Origin of the sequence: Tsukamurella strandjordii, from assembly GCF_039525985.1 — a bacterium.
In the GTDB taxonomy this organism is placed as follows: Bacteria; Actinomycetota; Actinomycetes; order Mycobacteriales; family Mycobacteriaceae; genus Tsukamurella; species Tsukamurella strandjordii.
Genome location: NZ_BAAAII010000002.1, coordinates 311,062 through 333,529, shown reverse-complemented (window position 1 = coordinate 333,529; position 22,468 = coordinate 311,062). Strand labels below are relative to the sequence as shown.

Genomic DNA, 22,468 nt, shown 5'->3' with positions numbered 1-22,468 from the left:
GACGTCACCGATTCGTCAGGAAGGCACCGGAGGATCTACAGACTGATCAGGCGCTTGACCAGCTTGCCGGTGGGGGTGCGCGGCAGCGACGGCACGAACCGCACCGAGCGGGGGAGCTTGTAGCGGGCCAGGTCCCGGCCCGCGTGCGCGATCAGCTGGGCCGCGAGTTCGTCGGAGGGCCGATACCCGGGCGCCAGCTGCACGCACGCCATCGCGACCTCGCCCAGCTCGTCGTCCGGTACGCCGATCACCGCCACATCGGTCACGGCCGGGTGCATCACCAGCGCGCTCTCGGACTCCTGCGGATACACGTTCACCCCGCCGGTGATGATGGTGAAGTCGCGGCGGTCGGTGAGGTAGAGGTAGCCGTCGGCGTCCACGTAACCGACGTCGCCGGTGGTGGCCCAGTTCGCGTGATCGGGATGCTGTGCGGCGCGGGTCTTCTCGGGAGCGTTGTGGTACTGGAAGGGCATCTGCTCGCGTTCGAAGTAGATCGTGCCCACCTCGCCCACGGGGAGCTCGGCACCGTCGTCGTCGCAGATCCGGATCACTCCGAGCCCGGCCTTGCCCACCGATCCCGGGCGCTCCAGCGCCTCCTGCGGCGTGATGAAGGTGGCGCCCGCCGCCTCGGTGGAGGCGTAGTACTCGTGGATCACCGGGCCCCACCACTCGATCATCGAGCGCTTCACCTCCGCCGGACACGGTGCGGCGGCGTGGATCGCCACCTTGAGGCTGCTGGTGTCGTACTTCGCCCGGACCTCCGGGTCGAGCTTGAGCATGCGCACGAACATGGTGGGAACCCACTGGCTGTGCGTCACGCGGTACTTCTCGATCAACGCGAGCGCGTCGACGGCGTCGAACCGGTGCATCATGATCACGGTGCCGCCCACCGACATCGTGACACCGCAGAAGCGCAGGGGCGCAGCGTGGTACAGCGGTGCGGGGGAGAGGTACACCGTGCCGGAGTCCATACCGTAGGTGGGGGCGAAGATCGCCGTGTAGGCATCGGGTGCCTCGTCCACCTGCCCCTCCGGGAGCGGGATCCGGATTCCCTTGGGGCGCCCGGTGGTGCCCGAGGAGTAGAGCATGTCGGTGCCGCGGGGCTGATCGGTGAGCGGCGACGGATCCGCCGCTGCCAGAACCTCGTCGAGATCGGCGAAGCCCTCGATCGGTCCGCCCCAGGCGATGGCCCGGCCGCGTGCGCGCAGATCGGGCAGGTCCAGCGCCTCGGCGACGGCCCCCGCCACATCGGCACCGGCGAACACGGCCTTCGCCTCGCAGTCCGCCAGGATGTAGTTCACCTCGGCGGGTGTGAGGTGGAAGTTCACCGCCGCCACGTACATTCCGCTGCGGATCGCCGCCCAGTAGGCCACGAAGATCCGCAGGTCGTTGCCCGCCACGATCGCCACGGTGTCGCCCCGCCCGAGTCCGGCGGCGCGCAGGTGGTTCGCCAGCCGGGTCGACTGCGCATCGAGCCGGGCGTAGCTGAGGATCTCCCCGGTATCGGCGTCGATCGCCGCAGGACAGTCCGGGGTGGTCTTTGCGAATGCACCGGGATACACGAGAACCTCCGCTTACTTGTGGTGATCCCACGGTAGCGGCGCCGCGGTGGCCTGGTGTCCGAATGAGGGCGATTCGCCCGCGAGCGCCCGCGAAAGCCCCTCGGACCGGGCGCGATGCGCCGCCTCAGTCGGCCGGGCGGCCGTTCGCGGGGTCGGAGAGCCACGTGGCGTAATCGTTGAGCAGAGCCAGTAGCGGCAGTGCGTCGACGGTGCCCACCGGCTCGCCCCGGAGCGCCGCGCGCAGGCCGGACAGCCGCGCCTGCACGGTGTGCCGGTCGGTCAGCTCGTGATGGCTGTGTCCGCGCTGCTCGCCGAGCACGATCCGCCGCGGGTGTTCGGCGCGCAGAGATTCCAGCAGCCCGGCGAACTCGCCCAGCTCCAGCGCGGGTAGGTGCACCGAGAAGGCGACCACGGGTCCGGGATCGGCGTCGTCGATATCGGCCGACTCCTCCAACCAGTCGGCGTACTCCTGGCTCAGATCGTCGAGCGCCTCCTCGTCGTCGAAGGACAGCTCGCGGGATTCGATCACCGCGCGCAGCGCGGCCACCAGGCCGCGCACCGTCTCCGGGTCCGATGCGGCGGCGTACCACCGGTGCGCCTCGTGGGGGACCACGATCCGGCCCGGTCGGCCCGCGGTCAGGCCCGTCCGGACCCGCTCGAACTCCGGCGGGGTGAGGTCGGGGAATTGGACGGAGACGGTGACCACGGGGGCGACGGAATCGGACTGCACGCCCTCCATCATCCCGGCGGGCGGCCTAGGGTGGAGTCATGGCCCTCGAAGGTGAGTACGCACAGGAGAAGGCCGGCTGGGTTGCGGACCAGCTGGCGAAGATCGACGAGACGGGCACCACCGCCTCGGTGGACGTCGCGGGAATGGCCGTCGTGCTGTTCACCTACCGCGGTCCCAAGACCGGCAAGCTGTACCGGCGCCCGCTGATGCGCGTGGAGCACGACGGCGCCTACGCCGCGGTCGCTTCCAAGGGCGGCGCCCCCGACAACCCCGTCTGGTACGCGTCGCTGCTGGCGAACGACGAGGTCGAGGTGCAGGACGGCACCACGGTGGTGTCCGGGCCGGTGCGCGAGATCCACGGCGCGGAGCGCGAGGAGTGGTGGGAGCGCGCCGTCGCCGCCTACCCGCCCTACGCCGAGTACCAGGAGAAGACCGACCGTGTGATCCCGGTCCTCCTCGTGGAGCCGGGCCGCGCCTAGCCCGGTCTCGGGCCGGTCGCGGGTAGATTCTTGGTGTGAGCCCCGTTGAACCTCCCGCCCACGTCCTCGCCACCTTCGGATTGGACGGCACCGAGCCGATCGCTCTGGGGGCGGACTGGGACGGCGGCTGGCGGTGCGGCGAGGTCGTCCTCTCGCTGATCGCCGATCACGCCCGCGCCGCCTGGTCGGCGAAGGTCCGCGAGGATCTGTACGTCGACGGTATGCGGCTGGCCCGCCCGTTCCGCGCCACCGACGGCCGCTACGTGGTCTCGGGCTGGCGCGCCGACACCTTCATCGCGGGCTCGCTGGAGCCGCGGTTCGACGAGATCATCTCGATGTCGAACCGGCTGCACGAGGTCACGAAGAAGCTGGAGCGGCCGCGGTTCCTCATCGCGCCGCCGGTGGCGCCCTTCACCGATGTCGACTACTTCCAGTTCGCCGATCGTGCGGCCTGGGAGGAGCATCCGCTGGCGATGGCCCGCAAGCTCGGCGTGCTCGACGACGCCACGGACGACCGCGAGCGCGCCCTCGAACTGGTCAACGAGCTGGCCGAACTGCGCCGGCCCGTCGAGTCCGAACCGCAGCTGGTGCACGGCGACCTGTCGGGCGCCGTGCTCTTCGCCGGTGCCGCGGCACCGGGCCTCACCGATTTCACGCCCTACTGGCGTCCCGCCACCTGGGCCGCCGCCGTGGTCGCGGTGGACGGCCTGGCCTGGGGCGGCGCCGACGACGGCCTGCTCCTGCGCTGGAAAGACCTGCCCGAGTGGCCGCAGATGGTGTTGCGGGCGCTCATCTTCCGGCTCGCCGTGCACGCCGTGCACCCGCGGTCGGAGGCCGATGCGCTGCCCGGTCTCGAGCACATCACCGAGATCGCCCGGTGGCTGCTCTGACCGAGCCGCCCCGGCGGATCCTGGTCGCGCACGGCACCCGTTCGGCGCCCGGCGTCGCGATGATCCGCGCCCTCGCGGAGGCGGTCGCCGCCCGCACCGGCCCGCTCGACGTGGCCTTCGTCGACGTGCTCGGACCGTCACCGTCGGACCTGTTGGCCGAGTCCGACCGGCCGACGGTGCTGATGCCCTGCTTCCTCGCCGCCGGGTACCACGTGCACACCGATGTCCCCGCGCACATCGCCGACAGCGGTCATCCCGCGGCGGTGCTCACGGCCCCGCTGGGGCCCGATCCCGCCCTCGTCGGGGCGTTGCTGCGCCGCCTGCGCGAGGCCGGCTGGCAACCCGGTGACCGGGTCGTGCTCGGCTCCACCGGTTCCTCCGATCCCCGTGCCCGCGACGATGTGCGCGCCATGGCCGCGCTCCTGGGTGATCGGATCGGGGACGACGTCCCGGCCGGCTTCCTCGCCGCCGGCAGCCCGACGGTGGCGGCCGAAGTGGCCCGCGTGCGCGAGCCCGGCCGCCGCCTGTTCCTCGCCGCGTATCAGCTGGCCGACGGCCTGTTCCACGCCCGGCTCGCCGAGGCCGGCGCCGACGGCGTCGCGGCGCCGCTCGGCCTGGCACCCGAGGTGATCGACCTGATCGTGCGCCGGTTCGCCGACGCCCGGAGCGGGTAGCCGCTCAGACCCGGTAGTCGCGCAGCGGTATCCGGTCACCGTCGGCGAGCACGCCCTCGGCGCGCAGGAGCTCCAACTGCCGGGTGGCGATGTGCGCCGCGGGCCGCCCGGACGCCGGGACCACGCGGTGCCAGGGCAGGTCGGAGGCGTCGGTGCGCATCACCCAGCCCACGATCCGGGGCGAGGAGAGTCCGACTTCGTCGGCGATGTCGCCGTAGGTGCGTACCCGGCCGGGCGGGATCGACGCGATCCGCTCGCGCACCGCCTCCACCTGCTCCTCGGTGACCTTGGCCATCGCCTACCGCTCCAGGAGGGCGCGGGCGTAGCTTCCGGCCACGTCCGGGATCTCCTGCGCCACCATGTGATCCGAATCCACCGTGTGCACCTCGGCGTGCGGCATGGTGGCGAGCTGCGCCTGCGTCACGTAGTCCGCCCGGCCCGCGCGCAGCACCACCGCAGGGATGCCCGACGGTACGCCGACCGGCGTCCGCGCGAGTTCGCCCCAGAGCGCGGTGACGGCCGCGCAGCTGATGTCCCACTCCCAGCGCCTGGAATCGCGGCGCACCAGGTGCTCGGCGATCTCGGCGTCCAGGACCGCATCGGGCACCCGGGCCCACGCGCCCGCCTTCTTCTCCTGCCGCGCCTCCTCGGGGGAGGTGAAGTCGAAGTAGCGGATGGTCTGATCGGCGATGGTGGCGCACAGCTCCGGTGCGAGGCCCTGCGCCGGGTCGAGCAGGAGCACCGCGCGCACGAGGTCGGGGCGGGCGGTGGCGAGGCGGCAGGCGAGGGCGCCGCCGAGCGAGTGCCCGATCACCAGCGCGGGTGCTTCCGCGTGCACGGCGTGCCGTTCCAGCACGCTCACCAGATCCGCCACGTGCTGTTCCAGGTGCCACGGCGGCGTCCAGGGGGAGCGGCCGTGCCCGCGCAGGTCGGGGGCCAGGACCCGGGCATCCGGCAACTCGGTGTCGGCGAACCGGCGCCATCGGGCTCCGTGCCCGGTGACCCCGTGGATCGCCAGGACCGCGGGCGCGTCGGGGGAGCCGTACTGGTGCACGTTCAGCATGAGCCCATTGTGCCGCGCCGCGCCGCGCGCGGAGGTGTCGGTGGTCTGTGATGGGATCGGATGTGACGGGCGCGAAGGAGGACACATGGCGGAGGCGAGTGGTGGTGCGGCGCGCAGCCGTCGCCCGCGCCTATCGCTGCAGTACACCGCGCCGCAGCCACCGGCCGCCCGCGAGTGGGGCGGGCCGATCGCGGAATTGGTGGCCCCCGCGGCGGGTGCCCTGCCGCTCGATGTGGGCGGCTGGGCGCCGTACCGCATCCGGGGCGGGCCGGGCACCGGGAAGACCTCCGCGCTCATCGACATCGCGGTCGCCAAGCTCACCGATCCGTTCGTCGAGCCCGAGTCGGTGCTCATCCTCACCGGCAGCAAGCGGTCGGCGGTGGCGTTGCGCCGCGAACTGTCGGCGCGGGTCCTGGCCGAGCACGGCCGCGCGGGTGTGCACGCCTCGGGGGAGCCCTTGGTGCGCACCGTGCACTCGCTGGCCTTCGCGGTGCTGCGGCTGCAGGCCGCACACACGGGTTCGCCGCCGCCGCGGCTGATCACGGGCTCGGAACAGGACGCAGTGGTGCGCGAGCTGCTGCGCGGCCACGTCGACGACGGTGGAGCCTTCTGGCCCGAGCGCTTGCGGCCGGCCCTCGTGACCGGTGGATTCGCCGGCGCCCTGCGCGATCTCTTCGCGCAGGCGGCGCAGCGCGGCGCGGGGCCCGAGGAGATCGATGCGCTCGCGGCCCGGCACCAGCGCCCGGAGTGGGCCGCCGCCGCGGCGGCGCTGCGCGAGTATCAGGAGACCACCTTGCTGCGCGGTTCGGTCGGGCTCGCCGGCCCGCAGGCGGTGGCCCCGGCGGTCGATGCCGCAGAGCTGATCGACGCCGCCGTCACCGCGCTCGCCACCGATGAGGCGCTGCTCGCGCAGCAGCGCGAACGCATCCGGTTCCTGCTGGTCGACGATGCGCAGAACCTCGATCCGCTGGCCTCCGCGCTGATCCGGCTACTGGGCACCGGCACCGAACTCACCGTGGTGGCGGGCGATCCCGATCAGGCGATCAACTCCTTCCGCGGCGCCAGCACCCGGTTCCTGCAGTCGCTCGATGTACCGGCCGCCCGGGACATCCTGCTGGAACGCAGTTTCCGGTTCGGGGAAGAGGTGGCGGGTGCCGTGAACCGGATCTCGTCGCGGCTGCCGAACCGGTTCACCGCCGTCGCACCCGAGCGGCCGCGCCCGGGATCGGCGGCGGTCCGGTTGTTCTCCACGCCGGCGAAGGAGGCCGACGCGATCGCGGCGATGCTGCGCCGCGAGCACGTGCACGGCGGGGTGCCCTGGGAGGACATGGCGATCGTGGTGCGGTCGGTATCGGCGGCGGTCGCCCCGCTGCGCCGCGCCCTCGCCTATGCCGGGGTGCCGGTCACCGTCGCTGCCGACGACGTACCGCTCGCACGGCAGCGGGCCGTGCACGCCCTGCTGTCGGTACTCCGCGCCGCCTGCGATCCCGATGCACTGGACCCGGCCGAGGCGGTGGCCCTGCTCTCCGGTCCCGTGGGCGGCGGAGACCCGCTCACCCTGCGCCGCGTCCGCCGGGGTGTGCGCCGCGCGGAGCCCTCCGACGAGCGCGGTTCGGCGGAGATCCTCGGCGCGGTGATCGCGGGGACCCTGGATTTCGCGCCCTACCGCGCCGCGCTCACCGAGTTGGAGGCCGAACCGGTCGAGCGGGTGCTCGCCGCGGTGCGGGCGGCGCGCGCCGCCGCCGCGGACGGCACCGTCGAGGAGGTGCTCTGGGCGGCGTGGGCGGTCACCGGCCTGGCCGGCCGGTGGGGCGCGCTCGCGCTCCGCGGCGGCGGAATGGGTGAACAGGCCGACCGCGATCTCGATGCGGTGATGGGATTGTTCGACGCCGCAGCCGATTTCACCGATACGCTGCCCACGGCCTCGCCGGCGCGGTTCATCGAGTACATGGAACAGCTGCAGATCCCACGATCGGGGATCCGGCGTGATGCGCCCACCACCCCCGGCGTCACGCTGCTGTCGGCGCACGGCGCCGCCGGCCGCGAATGGGACGTGGTGGCCGTCGCCGGGGTGCAGGAGGGCCGGTGGCCGAACCTGCGCCGCCGCGGCGGACTGCTGGGCACGGAGGAACTGCTCGACGCGCTCGACGGGATCGATCCGGTGGCGCTGCCCACCGTCTCGCGTTCGTTGCCGCTGCTCGCGGAGGAACGCCGGCTGCTGCTGGTGGCGTGCTCGCGGGCCCGCCGCACGCTGCTCATCACCGCAGTCGACACCGCCGACGGCGACGGTGACCTGGTGCCCTCCCGCTTCCTGCAGGGCATCGCACCGTCGGGCGACGAGGACCCCGAGACCTACACCCCCGCGGTGGAATCGGAGCCCGCCGCCGCTCTCGACCTGCGCACCCTGGTGGCCACCCTCCGCGCCGCGGTGTGCGATCCGGAGCGCGACGAAGCCGAGCGCGAGCACGCCGCGCGGCAGCTCGCCCGCCTTGCGGCGGACCGGGTGCCCGGCGCCCATCCGGACACCTGGTACGGCCTCGCCGGGGCGAGTACCGACGATCCGCTGTGGCAGCCCGACGACGGCCCGGTGGCGCTCTCGCCCTCGAACGTGGAGGCGCTGTCGGCCTGTGCGCTGCGGTGGATGCTGGAGCGGTTCGGCGGCAGCGACGGCGATTCCGCGAAGCAGGCCACGGGCAACCTGGTGCACACCCTGGTGCAGGCGGTGGCCGGCCGCATCCCGAAGGAGGAGGTCACCCGCTCGCTCGAGAAAGTCTGGGACCGGGTCGATCTGGAGGCGGACTGGTTCGCCCGGCGGGAGCTGGTGCGCACCGAGGAGATGCTCGAATCCTTCCGCGCGTGGCTCGCGGGCAGCCGGTCCGAGCTCACCGAGGCCGGGGTCGAGGTGCCCATCGATGCGGTGATCGAGGGGGACGGCGGTGCGCCGGACGTGCAGATCCGCGGCCGCGTCGACCGGCTGGAGCGGGACGCCCTGGGCCGCACTGTGGTCGTCGACGTCAAGACCGGGCGCACGCTGCCGAGCCAGGCGGACGGCCAGGCCCACGCGCAGTTGCGCACCTACCAGGTGGCCATCGCGCACGGCGGTCTCGGCGGCGTTCCGGAGACTCCGGGCGGCGGCAAACTGCTGTACGTCGCGAAGCCGCACAACAAGACCGGCTCCACCGTGCGCGAACAGGATGCCCTGTCACCGGCGGACGTCGACGAATGGCTCGGCGTGATCCGCGAGGCGGCGCGGCGCACCCGCGGGCCCGAGTTCGCCGCCACGCTCAACGCCTCCTGCCAGCACTGCGCTGTCTCTGCGTGCTGCCCCGTGGTCGACAAGGGTCGGAGCGTGACCGATGACTGAGACTGTGCCCCGGGGCTTCCCCCACGCGCCACTGATCTCCGCGGAGGATCTCGCCCACGAACTAGGGCAGGCCTTCGCGCCCACCGAGGAGCAGCGCGCGGTGATCGAGGCGCCGCTGGGCCCGTGTCTCGTGGTGGCCGGTGCCGGCGCCGGGAAGACCGAGACGATGGCGGGCCGCGTGGTGTGGCTCATCGCCAACCGGTACGTCACCCCCGACCAGGTGCTCGGCCTCACCTTCACCCGGAAGGCCGCGCAACAGCTGATGATCCGGGTGCGCAAGCGGCTCTCCCGGCTCGGCGCGGCCCCCGCGCTGGAGCGGATCGACCCCACCGGCGAGCTTCGGGTGCTGCTGCGCACCGTCGAGCCCGAGATCAGCACCTATCACGCCTACGCCGGGCGCCTGCTGGGCGATTACGGCATGCTGCTGCCGGTCGAGCCCACGGTGCGCCTGGTCTCGGAGACGGAGCGGTGGCAGATCGCCTTCGACGTGGTCACCGGCTGGGACGAGGCGCTGGAGACCGAGAAGAATCCGGCGACCCTCACCGAGCAGGTGCTGGGGCTGTCCGGGGCGCTCGCCGACCATCTGGTGACCCCCGATGTGCTGGAGGCGAGCGACGACGAGCTCGAGCGCCTCATCGGGCTGTTGCCGCCCGGCCCGCGACAACGGGCCACCCCGAACGCGACACTGCTCAAGGCGGCCGAGGTGCAGGAGCAGCGTCGCGCGCTGATCCCGCTGGTACGGGCGGTCGCGGCGGAGATGCGGGCGCGCGAGGTGCTCGACTTCGGCGGCCAGATGGGGCTCGCGGCGCAGCTCGCGCTCGCCAATCCCGATGTGGCGGCGCTGGAGCGGGCGCGGTTCGGCGCCGTCCTGCTCGACGAGTACCAGGACACGGGCCACGCGCAACGGATGCTGTTGGCCTCACTGTTCGGCGGGGAGCAGGGCGCCGCCGCCGTCACGGCGGTGGGCGATCCGATCCAGTCGATCTACGGCTGGCGCGGCGCTTCTGCGGCGAACCTGCCGCGCTTCGCCACGGATTTCCCGCAGTCCGATGGCGCCCCCGCCCCGCGCCGCGAACTGCTCACCAGTTGGCGCAATCCCACCGGGGCGCTGAGCCTGGCGAACGCCGTGTCCGAGGACCTGCGCAGCCGCGGTGTCCCGGTGTCCGAGCTCAAGGCCCGGCCGGATGCGCCCGTGGGCGATCTGCGGATCGCCCTCCACCCCACGGTGATCGATGAGCGCGCCTGGGTGGCCGATGCGATCGCAGCGCTATGGCGGGAACGGATCGACGCGCAGGAGCCGCCCCCCACCGTGGCGGTGCTGGTGCGGCGCAATGCCGATTCCGCGGGCTTGGCCGCGGCGCTGGGGGAGCGCGGCGTGCCCGTCGAGGTGGTGGGCCTGGGCGGCCTGCTGCACACGCCCGAGGTGCGCGATGTGGTCTCGCTGCTGCGGCTGGCGGTCGAGCCGCTCGCGGGCACGGCGGCCATGCGCCTGCTCACCGGGCCGCGCTGGCAGCTCGGCGCGGCCGACCTCCGGGCGTTGTGGAACCGGGCCCGGCGCATCGCGCACGGCACCGGCCGGGCGGCCACGGGCCTGGTCACCACGGCGGAACAGCTGGACGCGGCACTCGATGCCACGTTGCCCGCGGAGTTGTTGGACGCGGCGGGCCTCGGCGACGCCATCGCCGATCCCGGGCCGGATACCGACTACTCGGCCGCCGGCCTAGCGAAGATCCGCTCGCTGGACCGCGAGATCCGCAATGTCCGCGAGCGATTGGGGCATCCGCTGCCGGAGATCGTGGCCGAGGCGGAGCGGGTCCTGGGCGTGAGCATCGAGACCCGGATCCGGGCCGCGCGCCAACTGGGCGGCCGGGCCACCGGCCGCGAGCACCTCGACGCCTTCGCCGATGTGGTGGTCTCCTACGCGGAACGGCCCACCGCCACCCTGCCGGGCCTGCTGTCCTTCCTCGCGGCCGCCGAGGCGGTGGAGGGCGGCCTCACCCCGGGTGATGTGGAGGTGGCCACGGATCGGGTGCAGGTGCTCACGGTGCACTCCGCGAAGGGCCTGGAGTGGGACGTGGTGGCGGTCCCGCACCTGTCGGAGGGCATCTTCCCCTCGAATCGGGCCATGCCCACGTGGCTGTCGACGCCCGCGGAGCTGCCGCCGGACCTGCGCGGCGATGTCGCGGAACCCGGTGAGCCCGATGGTGTGCCGCGGCTCGACCTCGCGGACTGCAACAACCGCAAGGACCTCGAGGACGCGCTCGATCGCCATCGTGCGTCGCTCAAGGCGATGAACATGCACGAGGACGAGCGCCTGTTCTACGTCGCGGTCACCCGCACCCAGGGCACGCTGCTGCTGTCCGGCCATTACTGGAGCGAGGACGTCAAGACGCCGAAGGCGCCCTCGCGCTTCCTCGAACGCGCCCGGGAGCACGCCCCGGAGGCGGTGGGGCAGTGGGCGCAGACACCGGTCGAGGACGCGACGAACCCGTTGGAGGCCGAGCCGGTCCAGGCACCGTGGCCACGGGACTTCCTGGCCGCGCACCGCCCGGCCGCGGACGCCGGAGCTGCGCTGGTGCTCGCCGCGCTCGCGGAACCGGACGAGGTCGAGGCCGTAGATCCGGTGGCGGAGCACGATCCGCACGGCTGGGCGGAGGATGTCACGGCGCTGCTCGCCGAGCGCGAGCGGCAGGCGGCGCTCGATCTGGAAGTGGCTGTGCCGCGCGAGGTCTCGGTGAGTCAGCTCGTGGAGCTGCGGCGCAGCCCGGAGGCTTTCGCCCGGCGGTTGCGCCGGCCGGTGCCCTTCCGCCCGAACCCGTATGCGCGGCGCGGCACCGCTTTCCACGCCTGGCTGGAGCGGCGGTACGGGGCCTCGCGATTGCTCGATCTCGATGAACTGCCCGGCGCTGCTGATGGAGACGCCGGTGCCGACGAGAACCTCGCGCTGCTGCAGCGGATGTTCGAGGCCGGCGAGTGGGCGGCGCGCACACCCGTCGATATCGAGGTGCCCTTCGAGATCGCCGCGGCAGGCACCGTGGTTCGTGGCCGGATGGATGCCGTCTTCCGCGATCCCGGTGGTGGCTTCACCGTGGTGGACTGGAAGACCGGGGTGCGGCCGTCCGAACCGGCCGACGAGCGCGCTGCGGCGGTGCAGTTGGCGGCGTACCGTCTGGCCTGGGCCCGGTTGCGGGACGTGCCGGTCGACGAGGTGCGGGCCGCGTTCTTCTACGTCCGATCCGGCGAGACGGTCGCTCCTGCCGATCTGCTGGATCACGCCGGCCTGGAACTGCTCATCACGAGCGCGGGGCAGGAGTAGTAGCCGGCGGAATAATGTTTCGCTACGGTAATCGATTGTAACCTCGGCGTGATCGCCACTTTGGTTGAATACTGACGTTGTCAGTTTGCTATTCCATCGTGATGCCCGAGAGGTAGCGGAACATGAGTGGTCTCGAAATGCGCCGTCGTCGCCCGGAGACGGCGACTCTGATCCGGCGAGTGACCGCGGCGAGCGCGGCGGCGGCCGCACTGGTCGCCACCGGTGCGTACGGCGCCGTGCACGCGGCTGTGGAGGATCTGAGCTGGGGTGACTGCCCGGCGGCGGTGACGGCGGCGAATCCCGACGGTGAGCGCGCGCGATGCACCACCATCTCGGTTCCGCTCGACTACACGAATCCCGCGGCGGGGAAGATCGATCTGCTGGTGTCCGGCTTCCTCCCCAAGAGCGGGCCCGCGACCCGGGTGATCCTCGGCAACCCCGGCGGCCCGGGCGGCGACGCGTACAACTTCTGGGGCGCGGCGGGCCGGTCCGGGAAGTGGTTGTTCGACGACAACGCGCTCATCGCGATCCAGCCGCGCGGCCTGGAGTTCTCCACGCCGCTGAGCTGCTCGACCACCGCCCAGTGCGATGCGGTGATCGCCGCCAACCCGAACTACCTGCCGAACCTCACCACGGAGAACATCGCCCGGGACATGGAGGAGTTCCGCAAGGCGGCCGGGCTGGACACGGTGTCCTACTACGGCGCCTCCTGGGGGACCTCCCTGGGCGCGGCCTTCGCGAGCATGTTCCCCGGGTCCGTCGATCGCCTCATCCTCGACTCCAACATGAATCCGAAGACCATCGGCGTGGGCGGCGGCGCGCTCGGCGGTGCCGCGCAGAACGAGGCCTTCCGGGTGCGGCTGAGCCAGTACTTCGAGTGGGCCGCCGCGAACAACGACACGGTGCGGCTCGGCGCCACCCCGCTGCAGGTCTTCGAGAAGTGGAACACGGCCCGGCTCTCGGCCTCGCCCAAGGCCTATGCGGCCAACTACCTTCCGCCCGCGGCGGTCGCGGAGGACCTCCCGGAGAACCTGCGCCCCTTCGCCGCCGTGATCCTGCCCGCGTACAACACCGCGCGGTCGGTGTACGAGCGGATCGCCTACAACGTGCGGCTCACGGCCGGGCTCATCACGGGGGCGCTCACGCCGCTCGACGTGATCCAGGAGACCCGCGGACCGTCGAGCATCATGCAGAACTCCACCAGCAAGCTGTACAACCGCGCGCAGTGGACCACGCTGTCCGCGCAGGTCTACGGCATGGCGGTGCAGGGCAAGCCCGATTCCGACTATCCGGGTACCAGTGCCGCGATCGGCGCGAGCAACGGCAAGGTCACCATCTACGACCGGATGGGTCCGGCGGTGGTGGACGCGGACGCGAAGGCCGCGCAGACCGGCAAGGTGGACCTCAGCTACCTCCCCGCGGCCCTCGCGTCGGCGGGCACGTTCCTGTTCAACGCGGCGACCGGCGCCGACACCGCGTACACGCTCAGCGCGTTCATGCGGACGCTCGGCAACACGCTGGCCTTCGCCGGATCCAACCGGGCGCCCGACTACTCGGTGAAGCTCGCGACCGCCCCGCTGTTGCTGCAGAGCTACTTCGACCCGGCGACCCCGTACCCGGGTGCCGGGGCGATGCGGGATGCGGTGCGCGGCTACCTGATCTCCGTGGGCGGCGGCGATCACGGCCTGTTCCGCCGGGGCGAGGCGACGGTCGACAACGCGGTCAAGCAGTATCTGAAGGACGGCACCGTCTCAGTGACCACCGCCCCGGAGGCGAGCCTCGGCAAGGACGGGAAGTACGTGATCCCCGACGACCGGACGCCCGCGCCCACCGGTAGCCCCGCCGCCACGAAGGTTCCCGTCGCCGCGTCCGCGGGGACGCAGGCGGCGGCTGGATCGCCGGCTTCCTCGACCGCCACCACGTCTGCCGCAGCGGCCACGACGGCGGCTCCGACGACGTCCGGTGCGACGGCGTCGTCGAGTGCCACCTCGACCGCCACGTCGGGTGAGACCGCCACGTCGAGCGGGACCGCCACCGACACGCCGGCCGCCGGAGCCGGCGCGACGGACTCGGCCGCGTCCACGCCGACGGTGACCGAACCGGCCACTGAGAAGGCGTCCACGACCGAGAAGGCGTCCGCCGGGTCGAGCGCCGCATCGGAACCCGCTGCGAGCGAGCAGAAGGCGACGTCCGCGGAGCAGGAATCGACGTCGGCCACGAAGGACTGACCGGCGCCTGAGCGTCAGTCCTTGGCGCGGGCGATCTTCACCGCGGTCGCGATCATCGGCAACTGCAGCGGCAGCCGTCCGTAGGCGCCCAGGCGCAGCGGCAGGGGCTTATCGGACCACTGCCGCGCCATGTACACGTTGGCGGGGAAGACGGCGGTGAACAGGGCGGCCGCGGCCAGGCCGCCGAGCCGGCGCGTACGGGGCACCGCGAGCAGGCCGGCGGTGGCCAGTTCGGCGACGCCCGACAGGTGGGTCGCGCGACGGGGCGTGAGCCCGAACGGGAGGTTGGGCGGCACGATCGTGTCGAAGGGCTTCGGTGCGGCGAAGTGGGCCACTCCCATCCCGGCGAGCGAGAGCGCCATCGCGCGGGCCGCCTTGTCGGTTGTGTGGGCGGGTCGGTCAGCAGTGGACACCATTGTGAGATTGTGGCAGATTCCACGTCGGTTCCGGCAGCGTGCTAAACCGGACGTGTAGTCGCAAACCGCGGTACTCAAGGATCGACGAAGGATCGCCCAGGTAGGTATGTCCGCACGCAGCTCATTCCGGCGCCGGAGCAAATCCGAGCTCACGGACCTCCCCGACCACGCACTGGTCAACGTCCTGCGCATTCCCGCAGGCGACACCAACCCGTGGCGCGCCATCTGGGCGCGTGTCCTCGTGGCCCTCGGCGCGCTCTTCCTCGCAGTGTTCATCGTCTACCTCGAACGGGACGGTTACCGCGATACCGCCGTCGAGACCGGGTACCAGGGCAAGACCCAGCTCACCTTCCTGGACTGCCTCTACTACGCCACCGTCTCGCTCTCGACCACCGGCTACGGCGACATCACGCCGATCAGCCAGTCCGCGCGCCTGATCAACGTCCTGTTGGTCACGCCGCTGCGCATCCTGTTCCTCATCGTCTTGGTCGGTACCACGCTCCAGGTGCTCACGGAGCGGTCCCGCCAGGCGTTCAAAATCCAACGTTGGAGGTCTGCTGTGCACAACCACACGATCGTCGTGGGCTACGGCACCAAGGGTCGGACCGCGGTGAGCGCGATGATCAACGACGGTATCGAGCCCGGCAAGATCGTCGTGGTCGACACCGATCAGGCGGCCCTCGAGGTCGCCGAGATCGACGGCCTGGTCACGGTCCGCGGAGACGCGACCAAGGCCGATGTGCTGCGGCTCGCCGGCGCGCCGCGGGCGGAATCGATCATCATCGGCGCGAACCGCGACGATGCCGCGGTGATGGTCACGCTGACCGCGCGCGAGCTGGCGCCCAAGGCGAAGATCGTGGCCTCGGTCCGCGAGTCCGAGAACACGCACCTGCTGCGCCAGTCCGGCGCCGACTCCGTGGTGGTCTCGTCCGAGACCGCCGGCCGACTGCTGGGCATGGCGACCACCACCCCGTCGGTCGTGGAGATGATCGAGGACCTGCTCTCGCCCGGCGACGGCTTCAACATCGCCGAGCGCGAAGTGACCCGCGTCGAGGTGGGCCGCTCGCCGCGGCACCTGCCGAACATCGTGCTCGGCGTGGTCCGCAAGGGGCACCTGTACCGCGTCGATTCCCCGGCCGTCTCCGTGGTCGAGAACGGCGACCGCCTGCTGTACGTGCGCAACGCGGACGCGAAGGTCTCGAGCTAGCGCAGCAACGCGATCAGGGGCGCGAAGGCGTCCATGTTGTTGTCGAGCACGGTCACGTAGTTGATCCCGTACTCCGCGCGCAGCGTGCGGAGCCTGTCCGCCATGTCCCGCGGCGTGCCGACGAGCAGGCTGAGGTGATCCTCCGGCCGGTCGACGCCCCGCGCCAAGTGCGGCCGCACCTGATCGAGCTGCTCATCGCCCGCACCGGGGCCGAAGAGCGCCTGGACCAGGATGTTGATCTCGACGGTGTCCGCGCGCTCGCCGAGTGCCCCGCGTAGCCGGGCGATCCGCCGCGCCGCGTCGGTCTCGGTGGCCAGGGTGAGATGACCACTGTCGTCGGTGCTCGCGCCTGTGAGGGCGACGATATCGGCGTACCGCGCCGCCACATCCAGCATCCGGTCGCCCCAGCCCGCGATCAGGAGGGGTGGGCCGCCGGGTTGGTCGGTGCGTGGGCGGTGATCCGGATCGGCGAACCTTCGCCGCAGGGTTGCTGCGGTCTCGGCGACGCGGTCGACCCGCTGCCGCGCGGACGGGAATTCGATTCCGGCCTCGTCGAACTCGGCCTTGACGTATCCGGCACCCAACCCGAGTTCGATCCGCCCGTCGGTGAGCCGGTCGACGGTGGCCGCCTCTCGCGCCAGGAGGGTCGGGTTGTAGAACGGGGTGTTGAGGACGACGGTGCTGACCCGGACGCGGTCGGTCGCCTCCGCCGCGAGCACGACGGCCGGAAAGGGCGCCATCGTGCCCAGGTGATCGGGGACGCCGATCACGTCGTAGCCGAGGGCCTCCGCCCTGCGGCACTGCGCGATCCACTCCGCGCGAGAGCGGACCGATCGCATGGTGACGCCGAACCGGAAGTCCATGGCCATGCGTCCATTGAATCAGGTTGCGAACCGTGCTGTGGGGTGTCTCCGAATCGATTGACCCGGTTGAGGTTTCAAGTCAGAAACTTGTCAGTGAGTGGTCGTAGTGTGCGGGTATGGACGGGGAAGATGGAACTGATGCCGCCGTCGGCGGTGATGTCGGTGGTGACGTCGGCGGTGATGTGGTTGCGGGCCTGGGGGCGTTGGAGCGGGCTCGTGCGCGGGTGGTTTTCGATCAGTACCGGTTGATCGCGGAGTTGTTGCGGGTGCGGGTGTGTGAGCGGATCGCTGCCGGTGTTGCGCAGGATCGGTGGGAGGCCGGTGTCGCTGCCGAGGTGGGGTTGGCGTTGCGGGTCTCCCCGCATCGAGCCGCTTCCATGCTCAACCGCGCTCGGGTGTTGGCGGCGGATCTGCCCGCCACCTCCGCGCGGTTACGCGACGGGGATGTCTCGCCGGAGGCGGTGGAGGTGATCATCGCCGGTCTCTCGCATCTGGAACCGCGACTGCGCACTGAGGCTGATGCCGCCCTGTGCGGCGACCAGTTCAGTGCTGGCGGTGTGGGTTTGCGGCGATTGCAGGACACGGTCCGGCAGACGGCCTACAGGTTGGATGCGCGGGCCACGGTGGATCGGATCGGGCAGGCGGCGAAAGACCGGCGAGTCACGGTCCGTCCGGCACCGGACTGCATGGCGCGGGTATCGATCCTGCTGCCGGTCGCTCAGGCCGTCGGGGTGTACGCGGCACTGAAAACCACTGCGGATGCTGTCTTCGGTGCTCCGGGTGAGGCGCGGAGCCGGGCGCAGATCATGGCCGATACCGCATTCGCGCGCCTCACCGGCCGTGACGCCGCGGCCGGCCAACCGGTCACGGTGAACCTCACCGTCCCCGCGGCGGTCCTGCTCGGTGATCAGCCGGGCACCGCGCATCTCGCGAACGGCGGCACGCTGCCGGCGGAGATCGCCCGCCACCTGATCGGGAAAGCTACCGAGCACGCCGTGGCCTGGGTCAAACGGCTGTACGTGCAGCCGGAATCCGGAGCGGTGGTCGCATTGGATTCCCGGGCGAGGTTGTTCCCGGCCGGGTTGGCGGAGGTGATCGCCGCCCGCGACCGGTACTGCCGCACTCCGTACTGCGAGGCTCCGATCGCCCACACCGACCACATCGTCGCGCACGCGAAAGGTGGCCCCACGAGCCTGGCCAACGGGCAGGGACTGTGCGCGGCGTGCAACTACGCCAAAGAAGCCACCGGCTGGACCAGCCGCACCGTCACCGACCCGTCGGGGAGGCACACCGTCGAAACCCGCACGCCCACCGGGCATGTGCACCGATCCACGGCACCGCCCCAGGCGGCCTGAGATGTCAGTCGCCGGTCGCGACGGGGCGGGTCCCGTCCGCCGCGTACTGCGACCACGATCCGGGATACAGTCGCCCACCGGTGAATCCGGCATGCTCGGCGACGATCAGGTTGTGGCACGCGGTCACGCCGGAGCCGCAGTAGGCGACGTACTCGCCGTCGGGGGAGAGGCCCGCATCGGTGAATCGAGCCTGCAGCGCATCCACGGGGCGCAGCCGGCCGTCCACGAGGTGCTCACGGCAGGGCACACTCCGTGCGCCCGGGATGTGGCCGGCGCGGGCGTCGATGGGCTCCGTCTCGCCGCGGAACCGCTCGGCCGGCCGCGCGTCGATCACCGGTGCCGCACCGGTTTCCGCGAAACGCGCGGTCTCGTCGATCGAGGCGAGCCGATCGGCGGGCCACGGGCGCGGCGTGAACGCGGCGGGCTCCGGAATCACCGCCTCGGTGACCAGCGGCGCCACCGCCTCGGGCGGACCGTCGAGCAGCGCGGCGGATTCGCCCAGCACGCGCAGCAACCACACCAGGCGCGCGGCCATCACGCCGCCCTCGTCGTCGTACGCCACCACGGTGGCACCGTCGCCGATCCCCGCCGCGGAGAGCCCGGCGGCGAAGACCTCGGGGGTCGGCAGCGGGTGCCGCCCTTCGGCGGCAGAGGCGGGTGCGGCGAGATGGGCGTCGAGGTCCACGAAGACGGCCCCCGGCAGATGCCCGGCGTCGTAGGCCTCCCGCGTCGACCTGCCGTCCAGATAGCACCGGGTGTCCGCCAGGATCACCCGGTCTCGGTTGTTCCGGACCCAGTCCGCGTCCACGATCGGCTCGACCATGCGCACAGCCTACGATGGTGAGCGTGGCGAAGCTCAGCTTGACCGTGCCCCCGCTCCTCTCGCGCTATCACGTGGACCGCGCCGACGAACTGCGTGCCGACGCCGCCGCGCTCGATGCGGCCTGGCCCACCGCCAAGGTGATCCGGGTCGATCCGCGCGGCCGCTTCGATCTGGACGACACCGAGCTGGTGTTCGCGCGCGGCCACGAGGTCGCGGCGCAGCGGCCCGCCGGTGCCGTGCTGCTCGGCCGGGTGGACGGTGCGCTGATCTTCGCGCTGCGCGTCGAGAAGTTCGACGGTGCCGATCTGCGGATGCGTGGACACCTGCTGTCCGCCGTCGATTCGGCGCTGATCGCGGAGGCGCTGGGCATCCTCAATTGGCACGCGGCAGCGGGATTCTCGCCCGTCGACGGCGCGTCGACCGCAGCGGGCAAGGCCGGCTGGGTGCGTGCCACATCCGACGGCCGCGAGGAGTTCCCGCGCACCGATGCCGCCATGATCACCTTGGTGCACGACGGTGCCGATCAGATCCTGCTGGGCCGCCAGCACCAGTGGCCCGAGCGGCTGTTCTCGCTGTTCGCCGGTTTCGTGGAGCCGGGGGAGTCGCTGGAGCAGTGCGTGGCCCGCGAACTGCACGAGGAGATCGGCATCACGGCCGACGAGATCACCTACGTGGCCAGTCAGCCCTGGCCCTTCCCGCGGTCGCTGATGCTGGGCTTCACCGCCCGCGCCGACCGCGAAGTCGAACTCGACTTCCGCGACGGCGAGATCGCCGAGGCCCGGTGGTTCAGCCGCCGCGAGGTGCGGGACGCGCTGGCAGCGGGGGACTGGAGCACCGACGCTCCCGACGCGCCCCTCCTGCTACCCAACTCGATCTCCATCGCCCGTGCCATCGTCGAGGCGTGGGCGGGAGTCGACTAGACCCCGAGCTTGCGCTTGACGTCCGCGAGCGACGGGTTGGTGGCCGTGCTGCCGTCGGCGTACTTCACGGTGGGCACCGTTTGATTGCCGCCGTTCACGCCCTGCACGAACTCCGCGGCCGAGGGATCTTCCTCGATGTTGATCTCGGTCCACTCGATGCCGTTGGCCTTCAGGCCGGTCTTGAGGCGGTTGCAGTATCCGCACCACGACGTGGTGTACATGGTCAGCTGGCTCATACCGTTACTCAACCATGCACGGTTCGCAGTTCTTCCCACGGCGTCGGAGCCCGCGGACCGCGACCTGTCGGACCCGGCTGGAATACTCGACGATGTGATCGAAGCACTGGACCCGGAGCAGCAGGAAGCGGTACTCGCACCGCGCGGACCGGTGTGCGTGCTGGCGGGTGCGGGCACGGGCAAGACGCGCACGATCACCCACCGCATCGCACACCAGGTGGAAACCGGTCACGTCGCTGCGGGCCAGGTGCTCGCCGTCACCTTTACCTCCCGCGCGGCGGGGGAGATGCGCGCCCGGCTGCGCAACCTCGGCATCGGCGGGGGAGACGGGACGCCCGGTGTCCAGGCCGTCACCTTCCACGCCGCCGCCATGCGGCAGCTGCGCTACTTCTGGCCGCGTGCCATCGGCGACACCCGCTGGGAACTGCTGGACAACAAGTTCCCCATCATCGGCCGGGCGGCACGCGACTGCGACCTGCGCCCGGAGACCGACACGGTGCGCGATCTGCTCGCGGAGATCGACTGGGCCAAGGCCTCGCTGGTCACCCCGGAGACCTACGCGCTGGCCGTCGAACAGGCGGGCCGCACCGCGCCGCTGGCCCCGGCCACCGTCGCCGACGTGTACGCCGCCTACGAGCGCCGCAAGACCGACCAGGACGGCAACCGCCTCCTCGATTTCGACGACCTCATCCTGGTGACCGCCGCCATCCTGGAGGACAACGCCGTGGTGGCGGACGAGTTCCGCGATCGCTACCGCAGCTTCGTGGTCGACGAGTACCAGGACGTCACCCCGCTGCAGCAGCAGCTCCTCAACGCCTGGCTCGGCGACCGCGACGATCTCACCGTGGTGGGAGACGCGAACCAGACCATCTACTCCTTCACCGGCGCCACCCCGAACTACCTGCTCGACTTCACCCGCCGCTTCGAGGACGCCGTGATCGTGCGGCTGCAGCGCGACTACCGCTCCACACCGCAGGTGGTCTCGCTGGCCAACAAGGTGATCGGCGCGGCGCAGGGGCGCGTGGCCGGCACCCGGCTCGAACTCATCGGCCAGCGTCCCGACGGTCCGGCACCGATCTACGCCGAGGCCGACGACGAGCCCGCCGAGGCCAAACTGGTCGCCAAGCGGATCCGCGAGCTCATGGCCTCGGGCGTCCCCGCCAGCGAGATCGCCATCCTCTACCGGATCAACGCCCAATCGGCCGTCCACGAAGCCGCGCTCACGGAGGCCGGTATCCCGTACCAGGTGCGCGGCGGCAGCGCCTTCTTCGAGCGTCCCGAGATCGGCCAGGCCGTCCGTGAGCTCACCTCCCGCGCGGGGCAGTTCGGCGGCGTCTCCGGCGCCGAACTGATGTCGATGGTCGAGGGCGCGCTCGAACCGCTCGGCCGTACCGCGGAGCCGCCCGACGGTGCCCGTGCCCTGGAGCGCTGGCAGGCGCTCAACGCGCTCGTCGACCTCACGGCCGACCTGTCCGCTCAGCGTCCCGGGCTCACCCTCGCCGAACTGATCGGCGAGCTGCGTGCCCGCGCCGAGGCCAAGCACCCGCCCACCATGGAGGGGGTCACGCTCTCCTCGCTGCACGCCGCCAAGGGCCTGGAGTGGGACGCCGTCTTCCTGGTCGGCCTCACCGAGGGCTCGGTGCCGATCGCGCAGGCCATCGCGAAGGGCGATCCCGAGCCCATCGAGGAGGAACGCCGCCTGCTGTACGTGGGCGTCACCCGCGCCCGCGAGCACCTGCACCTGTCGTGGGCCCTGGCGCGCAACGAGGGCGGCCGCAAGACGCGCAAGCGCACCCGATTCCTCGACGTCGTCTCCGCGCAGGCCGATGCCGGCCGTCCACGGGTCGCGGATGCGGGACCGTCGAAGGGCAAGCGCCGCTCGTCGGACATCTGCCGGGTGTGCGGCGGCATCCTCGACACCCGCGAGGAGAAGCTGCGCTCGCGCTGCGAGGACTGCCCGTCCGACCTCAACGACGCACTGGTGGAGGCGCTCAAGATCTGGCGGACGGGGCAGGCCCGCGATCAGCAGATCCCGCCGTACACGATCTTCTCCAACGCCACCCTGTTCGCGATCGCCGAGCACCAGCCCCGCAGCCGCGCCCAGCTGGTGCGGATCAACGGCATCGGCGCCACCAAGGCGGAGAAGTACGGCGACGAGGTACTCGCCCTCGTCGCCGAACACGGCTGAGCCCGGTCGCGAAAGTCGGAAAACCGCAGGTCAAAAATAACTTGTGCTCGATCTTTCTTCGGCATACTGTGGATCTCGACCGCACGGGATGACGCGCGAGGGTACGCCTTCGCCAGTCGGAACGTGATTGACCATCGCGCGAAAGGAGGCAAAC

The 22,468-nt window shown here is 71.6% G+C and carries 18 protein-coding genes; 10 read left to right on the top strand and 8 right to left on the bottom strand.

Going from position 1 to position 22,468, the window contains the following annotated elements; all coding sequences use genetic code 11:
- Positions 1 to 35 precede the first annotated feature (35 nt).
- Complete coding sequence (locus ABD108_RS02360) at positions 36 to 1,562, bottom strand: acyl-CoA synthetase (protein ID WP_343929134.1); 1,527 nt, start codon at positions 1,560 to 1,562, stop codon at positions 36 to 38.
- Between the two features lie 124 nt (positions 1,563 to 1,686).
- A complete protein-coding gene (locus ABD108_RS02355; protein ID WP_343929133.1) occupies positions 1,687 to 2,292 on the bottom strand; it encodes a hypothetical protein in 606 nt (201 codons plus the stop codon).
- 38 nt (positions 2,293 to 2,330) lie between these two features.
- Between ABD108_RS02355 and ABD108_RS02350 the strand changes: the two genes are divergently transcribed.
- From ABD108_RS02350 to ABD108_RS02340, 3 genes are read left to right on the top strand one after another with little or no spacing between them, the layout of a single operon-like run.
- The gene (locus ABD108_RS02350) at positions 2,331 to 2,771 is read left to right on the top strand and encodes a nitroreductase family deazaflavin-dependent oxidoreductase (protein ID WP_343929132.1); all 441 of its coding nucleotides are present in this window, start codon (positions 2,331 to 2,333) and stop codon (positions 2,769 to 2,771) included.
- A gap of 35 nt (positions 2,772 to 2,806) precedes the next feature.
- Positions 2,807 to 3,661, top strand: a complete 855-nt coding sequence (locus ABD108_RS02345) for a TIGR02569 family protein (protein WP_220656198.1) — start codon at positions 2,807 to 2,809, stop codon at positions 3,659 to 3,661.
- Entirely contained in the window at positions 3,649 to 4,335 is a 687-nt protein-coding gene (locus ABD108_RS02340; protein ID WP_220656197.1) for a sirohydrochlorin chelatase, read from the top strand. Before ABD108_RS02345 ends, ABD108_RS02340 begins: the two co-directional genes overlap by 13 nt.
- A 4-nt stretch (positions 4,336 to 4,339) precedes the next feature.
- Here the strand turns inward: ABD108_RS02340 and ABD108_RS02335 are convergent, their stop codons facing one another.
- Both ABD108_RS02335 and ABD108_RS02330 read right to left on the bottom strand, forming a co-directional pair.
- Positions 4,340 to 4,630, bottom strand: a complete 291-nt coding sequence (locus tag ABD108_RS02335) for an MGMT family protein (RefSeq protein WP_220656196.1) — start codon at positions 4,628 to 4,630, stop codon at positions 4,340 to 4,342.
- 3 nt (positions 4,631 to 4,633) lie between these two features.
- A complete protein-coding gene (locus tag ABD108_RS02330; RefSeq protein WP_343929131.1) occupies positions 4,634 to 5,398 on the bottom strand; it encodes an alpha/beta fold hydrolase in 765 nt (254 codons plus the stop codon).
- Positions 5,399 to 5,483: 85 nt separating this feature from the next.
- On the opposite strand from ABD108_RS02330, the gene ABD108_RS02325 reads away from it, so the two are divergent.
- The 3 genes from ABD108_RS02325 to ABD108_RS02315 all read left to right on the top strand — a co-directional run bounded on the left by ABD108_RS02325 (position 5,484) and on the right by ABD108_RS02315 (position 14,306).
- The gene (locus tag ABD108_RS02325; protein ID WP_343929130.1) at positions 5,484 to 8,762 is read left to right on the top strand and encodes an ATP-dependent helicase; all 3,279 of its coding nucleotides are present in this window, start codon (positions 5,484 to 5,486) and stop codon (positions 8,760 to 8,762) included.
- Positions 8,755 to 12,078: an ATP-dependent DNA helicase gene (locus ABD108_RS02320; RefSeq protein ID WP_343929129.1), complete on the top strand. Its 3,324-nt coding sequence runs from the start codon at positions 8,755 to 8,757 to the stop codon at positions 12,076 to 12,078. Before ABD108_RS02325 ends, ABD108_RS02320 begins: the two co-directional genes overlap by 8 nt.
- Positions 12,079 to 12,200: 122 nt before the next feature.
- The gene (locus tag ABD108_RS02315) at positions 12,201 to 14,306 is read left to right on the top strand and encodes an alpha/beta fold hydrolase (protein ID WP_343929128.1); all 2,106 of its coding nucleotides are present in this window, start codon (positions 12,201 to 12,203) and stop codon (positions 14,304 to 14,306) included.
- 14 nt (positions 14,307 to 14,320) lie between these two features.
- On the opposite strand, the gene ABD108_RS02310 is transcribed toward ABD108_RS02315, so the two are convergent.
- Positions 14,321 to 14,722: a DoxX family protein gene (locus ABD108_RS02310; RefSeq protein ID WP_343929127.1), complete on the bottom strand. Its 402-nt coding sequence runs from the start codon at positions 14,720 to 14,722 to the stop codon at positions 14,321 to 14,323.
- Between the two features lie 106 nt (positions 14,723 to 14,828).
- On the opposite strand from ABD108_RS02310, the gene ABD108_RS02305 reads away from it, so the two are divergent.
- On the top strand, positions 14,829 to 15,929 hold the full coding sequence (locus ABD108_RS02305) for a potassium channel family protein (protein WP_220656190.1): 1,101 nt from the start codon (positions 14,829 to 14,831) through the stop codon (positions 15,927 to 15,929).
- On the opposite strand, the gene ABD108_RS02300 is transcribed toward ABD108_RS02305, so the two are convergent.
- Positions 15,926 to 16,798, bottom strand: a complete 873-nt coding sequence (locus ABD108_RS02300) for a TIGR03621 family F420-dependent LLM class oxidoreductase (RefSeq protein ID WP_343929126.1) — start codon at positions 16,796 to 16,798, stop codon at positions 15,926 to 15,928. The two genes, ABD108_RS02305 and ABD108_RS02300, sit on opposite strands and share 4 nt — an antisense overlap.
- 110 nt (positions 16,799 to 16,908) lie before the next feature.
- On the opposite strand from ABD108_RS02300, the gene ABD108_RS02295 reads away from it, so the two are divergent.
- Complete coding sequence (locus ABD108_RS02295) at positions 16,909 to 18,147, top strand: HNH endonuclease (RefSeq protein WP_343929125.1); 1,239 nt, start codon at positions 16,909 to 16,911, stop codon at positions 18,145 to 18,147.
- Between the two features lie 4 nt (positions 18,148 to 18,151).
- On the opposite strand, the gene ABD108_RS02290 is transcribed toward ABD108_RS02295, so the two are convergent.
- On the bottom strand, positions 18,152 to 18,970 hold the full coding sequence (locus tag ABD108_RS02290; protein ID WP_343929124.1) for a sulfurtransferase: 819 nt from the start codon (positions 18,968 to 18,970) through the stop codon (positions 18,152 to 18,154).
- A gap of 14 nt (positions 18,971 to 18,984) precedes the next feature.
- On the opposite strand from ABD108_RS02290, the gene nudC reads away from it, so the two are divergent.
- Positions 18,985 to 19,890 carry an NAD(+) diphosphatase gene (gene nudC / locus ABD108_RS02285; protein ID WP_343929123.1) on the top strand — a complete coding sequence of 302 codons (906 nt, stop codon included), beginning with the start codon at positions 18,985 to 18,987 and terminating at the stop codon, positions 19,888 to 19,890.
- On the opposite strand, the gene ABD108_RS02280 is transcribed toward nudC, so the two are convergent.
- Entirely contained in the window at positions 19,887 to 20,126 is a 240-nt protein-coding gene (locus ABD108_RS02280; protein WP_220656185.1) for a mycoredoxin, read from the bottom strand. The two genes, nudC and ABD108_RS02280, sit on opposite strands and share 4 nt — an antisense overlap.
- A gap of 94 nt (positions 20,127 to 20,220) precedes the next feature.
- Here ABD108_RS02280 and ABD108_RS02275 point away from each other — a divergent pair, with 94 nt between their 5' ends.
- Positions 20,221 to 22,314 (top strand): ATP-dependent DNA helicase UvrD2, encoded by a 2,094-nt coding sequence (locus ABD108_RS02275; protein WP_343929122.1) that lies wholly within the window; start codon positions 20,221 to 20,223, stop codon positions 22,312 to 22,314.
- The last annotated feature ends 154 nt before the right edge of the window (positions 22,315 to 22,468 follow it).

Bases quoted from the DNA above. Each gene is read 5' to 3' on its own strand.
- ABD108_RS02330 (WP_343929131.1), bottom strand. From the start codon at position 5,398: ATGCTGAACGTGCACCAGTACGGCTCCCCCGACGCGCCCGCGGTCCTG.
- ABD108_RS02320 (WP_343929129.1), top strand. From the start codon at position 8,755: ATGACTGAGACTGTGCCCCGGGGCTTCCCCCACGCGCCACTGATCTCC.
- ABD108_RS02350 (WP_343929132.1), top strand. From the start codon at position 2,331: ATGGCCCTCGAAGGTGAGTACGCACAGGAGAAGGCCGGCTGGGTTGCG.
- nudC (WP_343929123.1), top strand. From the start codon at position 18,985: ATGGTGAGCGTGGCGAAGCTCAGCTTGACCGTGCCCCCGCTCCTCTCG.
- ABD108_RS02290 (WP_343929124.1), bottom strand. From the start codon at position 18,970: ATGGTCGAGCCGATCGTGGACGCGGACTGGGTCCGGAACAACCGAGAC.
- ABD108_RS02280 (WP_220656185.1), bottom strand. From the start codon at position 20,126: ATGAGCCAGCTGACCATGTACACCACGTCGTGGTGCGGATACTGCAAC.
- ABD108_RS02305 (WP_220656190.1), top strand. From the start codon at position 14,829: ATGTCCGCACGCAGCTCATTCCGGCGCCGGAGCAAATCCGAGCTCACG.
- ABD108_RS02295 (WP_343929125.1), top strand. From the start codon at position 16,909: ATGGACGGGGAAGATGGAACTGATGCCGCCGTCGGCGGTGATGTCGGT.
- ABD108_RS02300 (WP_343929126.1), bottom strand. From the start codon at position 16,798: ATGGCCATGGACTTCCGGTTCGGCGTCACCATGCGATCGGTCCGCTCT.
- ABD108_RS02325 (WP_343929130.1), top strand. From the start codon at position 5,484: ATGGCGGAGGCGAGTGGTGGTGCGGCGCGCAGCCGTCGCCCGCGCCTA.
- ABD108_RS02310 (WP_343929127.1), bottom strand. From the start codon at position 14,722: ATGGTGTCCACTGCTGACCGACCCGCCCACACAACCGACAAGGCGGCC.
- ABD108_RS02315 (WP_343929128.1), top strand. From the start codon at position 12,201: ATGAGTGGTCTCGAAATGCGCCGTCGTCGCCCGGAGACGGCGACTCTG.
- ABD108_RS02335 (WP_220656196.1), bottom strand. From the start codon at position 4,630: ATGGCCAAGGTCACCGAGGAGCAGGTGGAGGCGGTGCGCGAGCGGATC.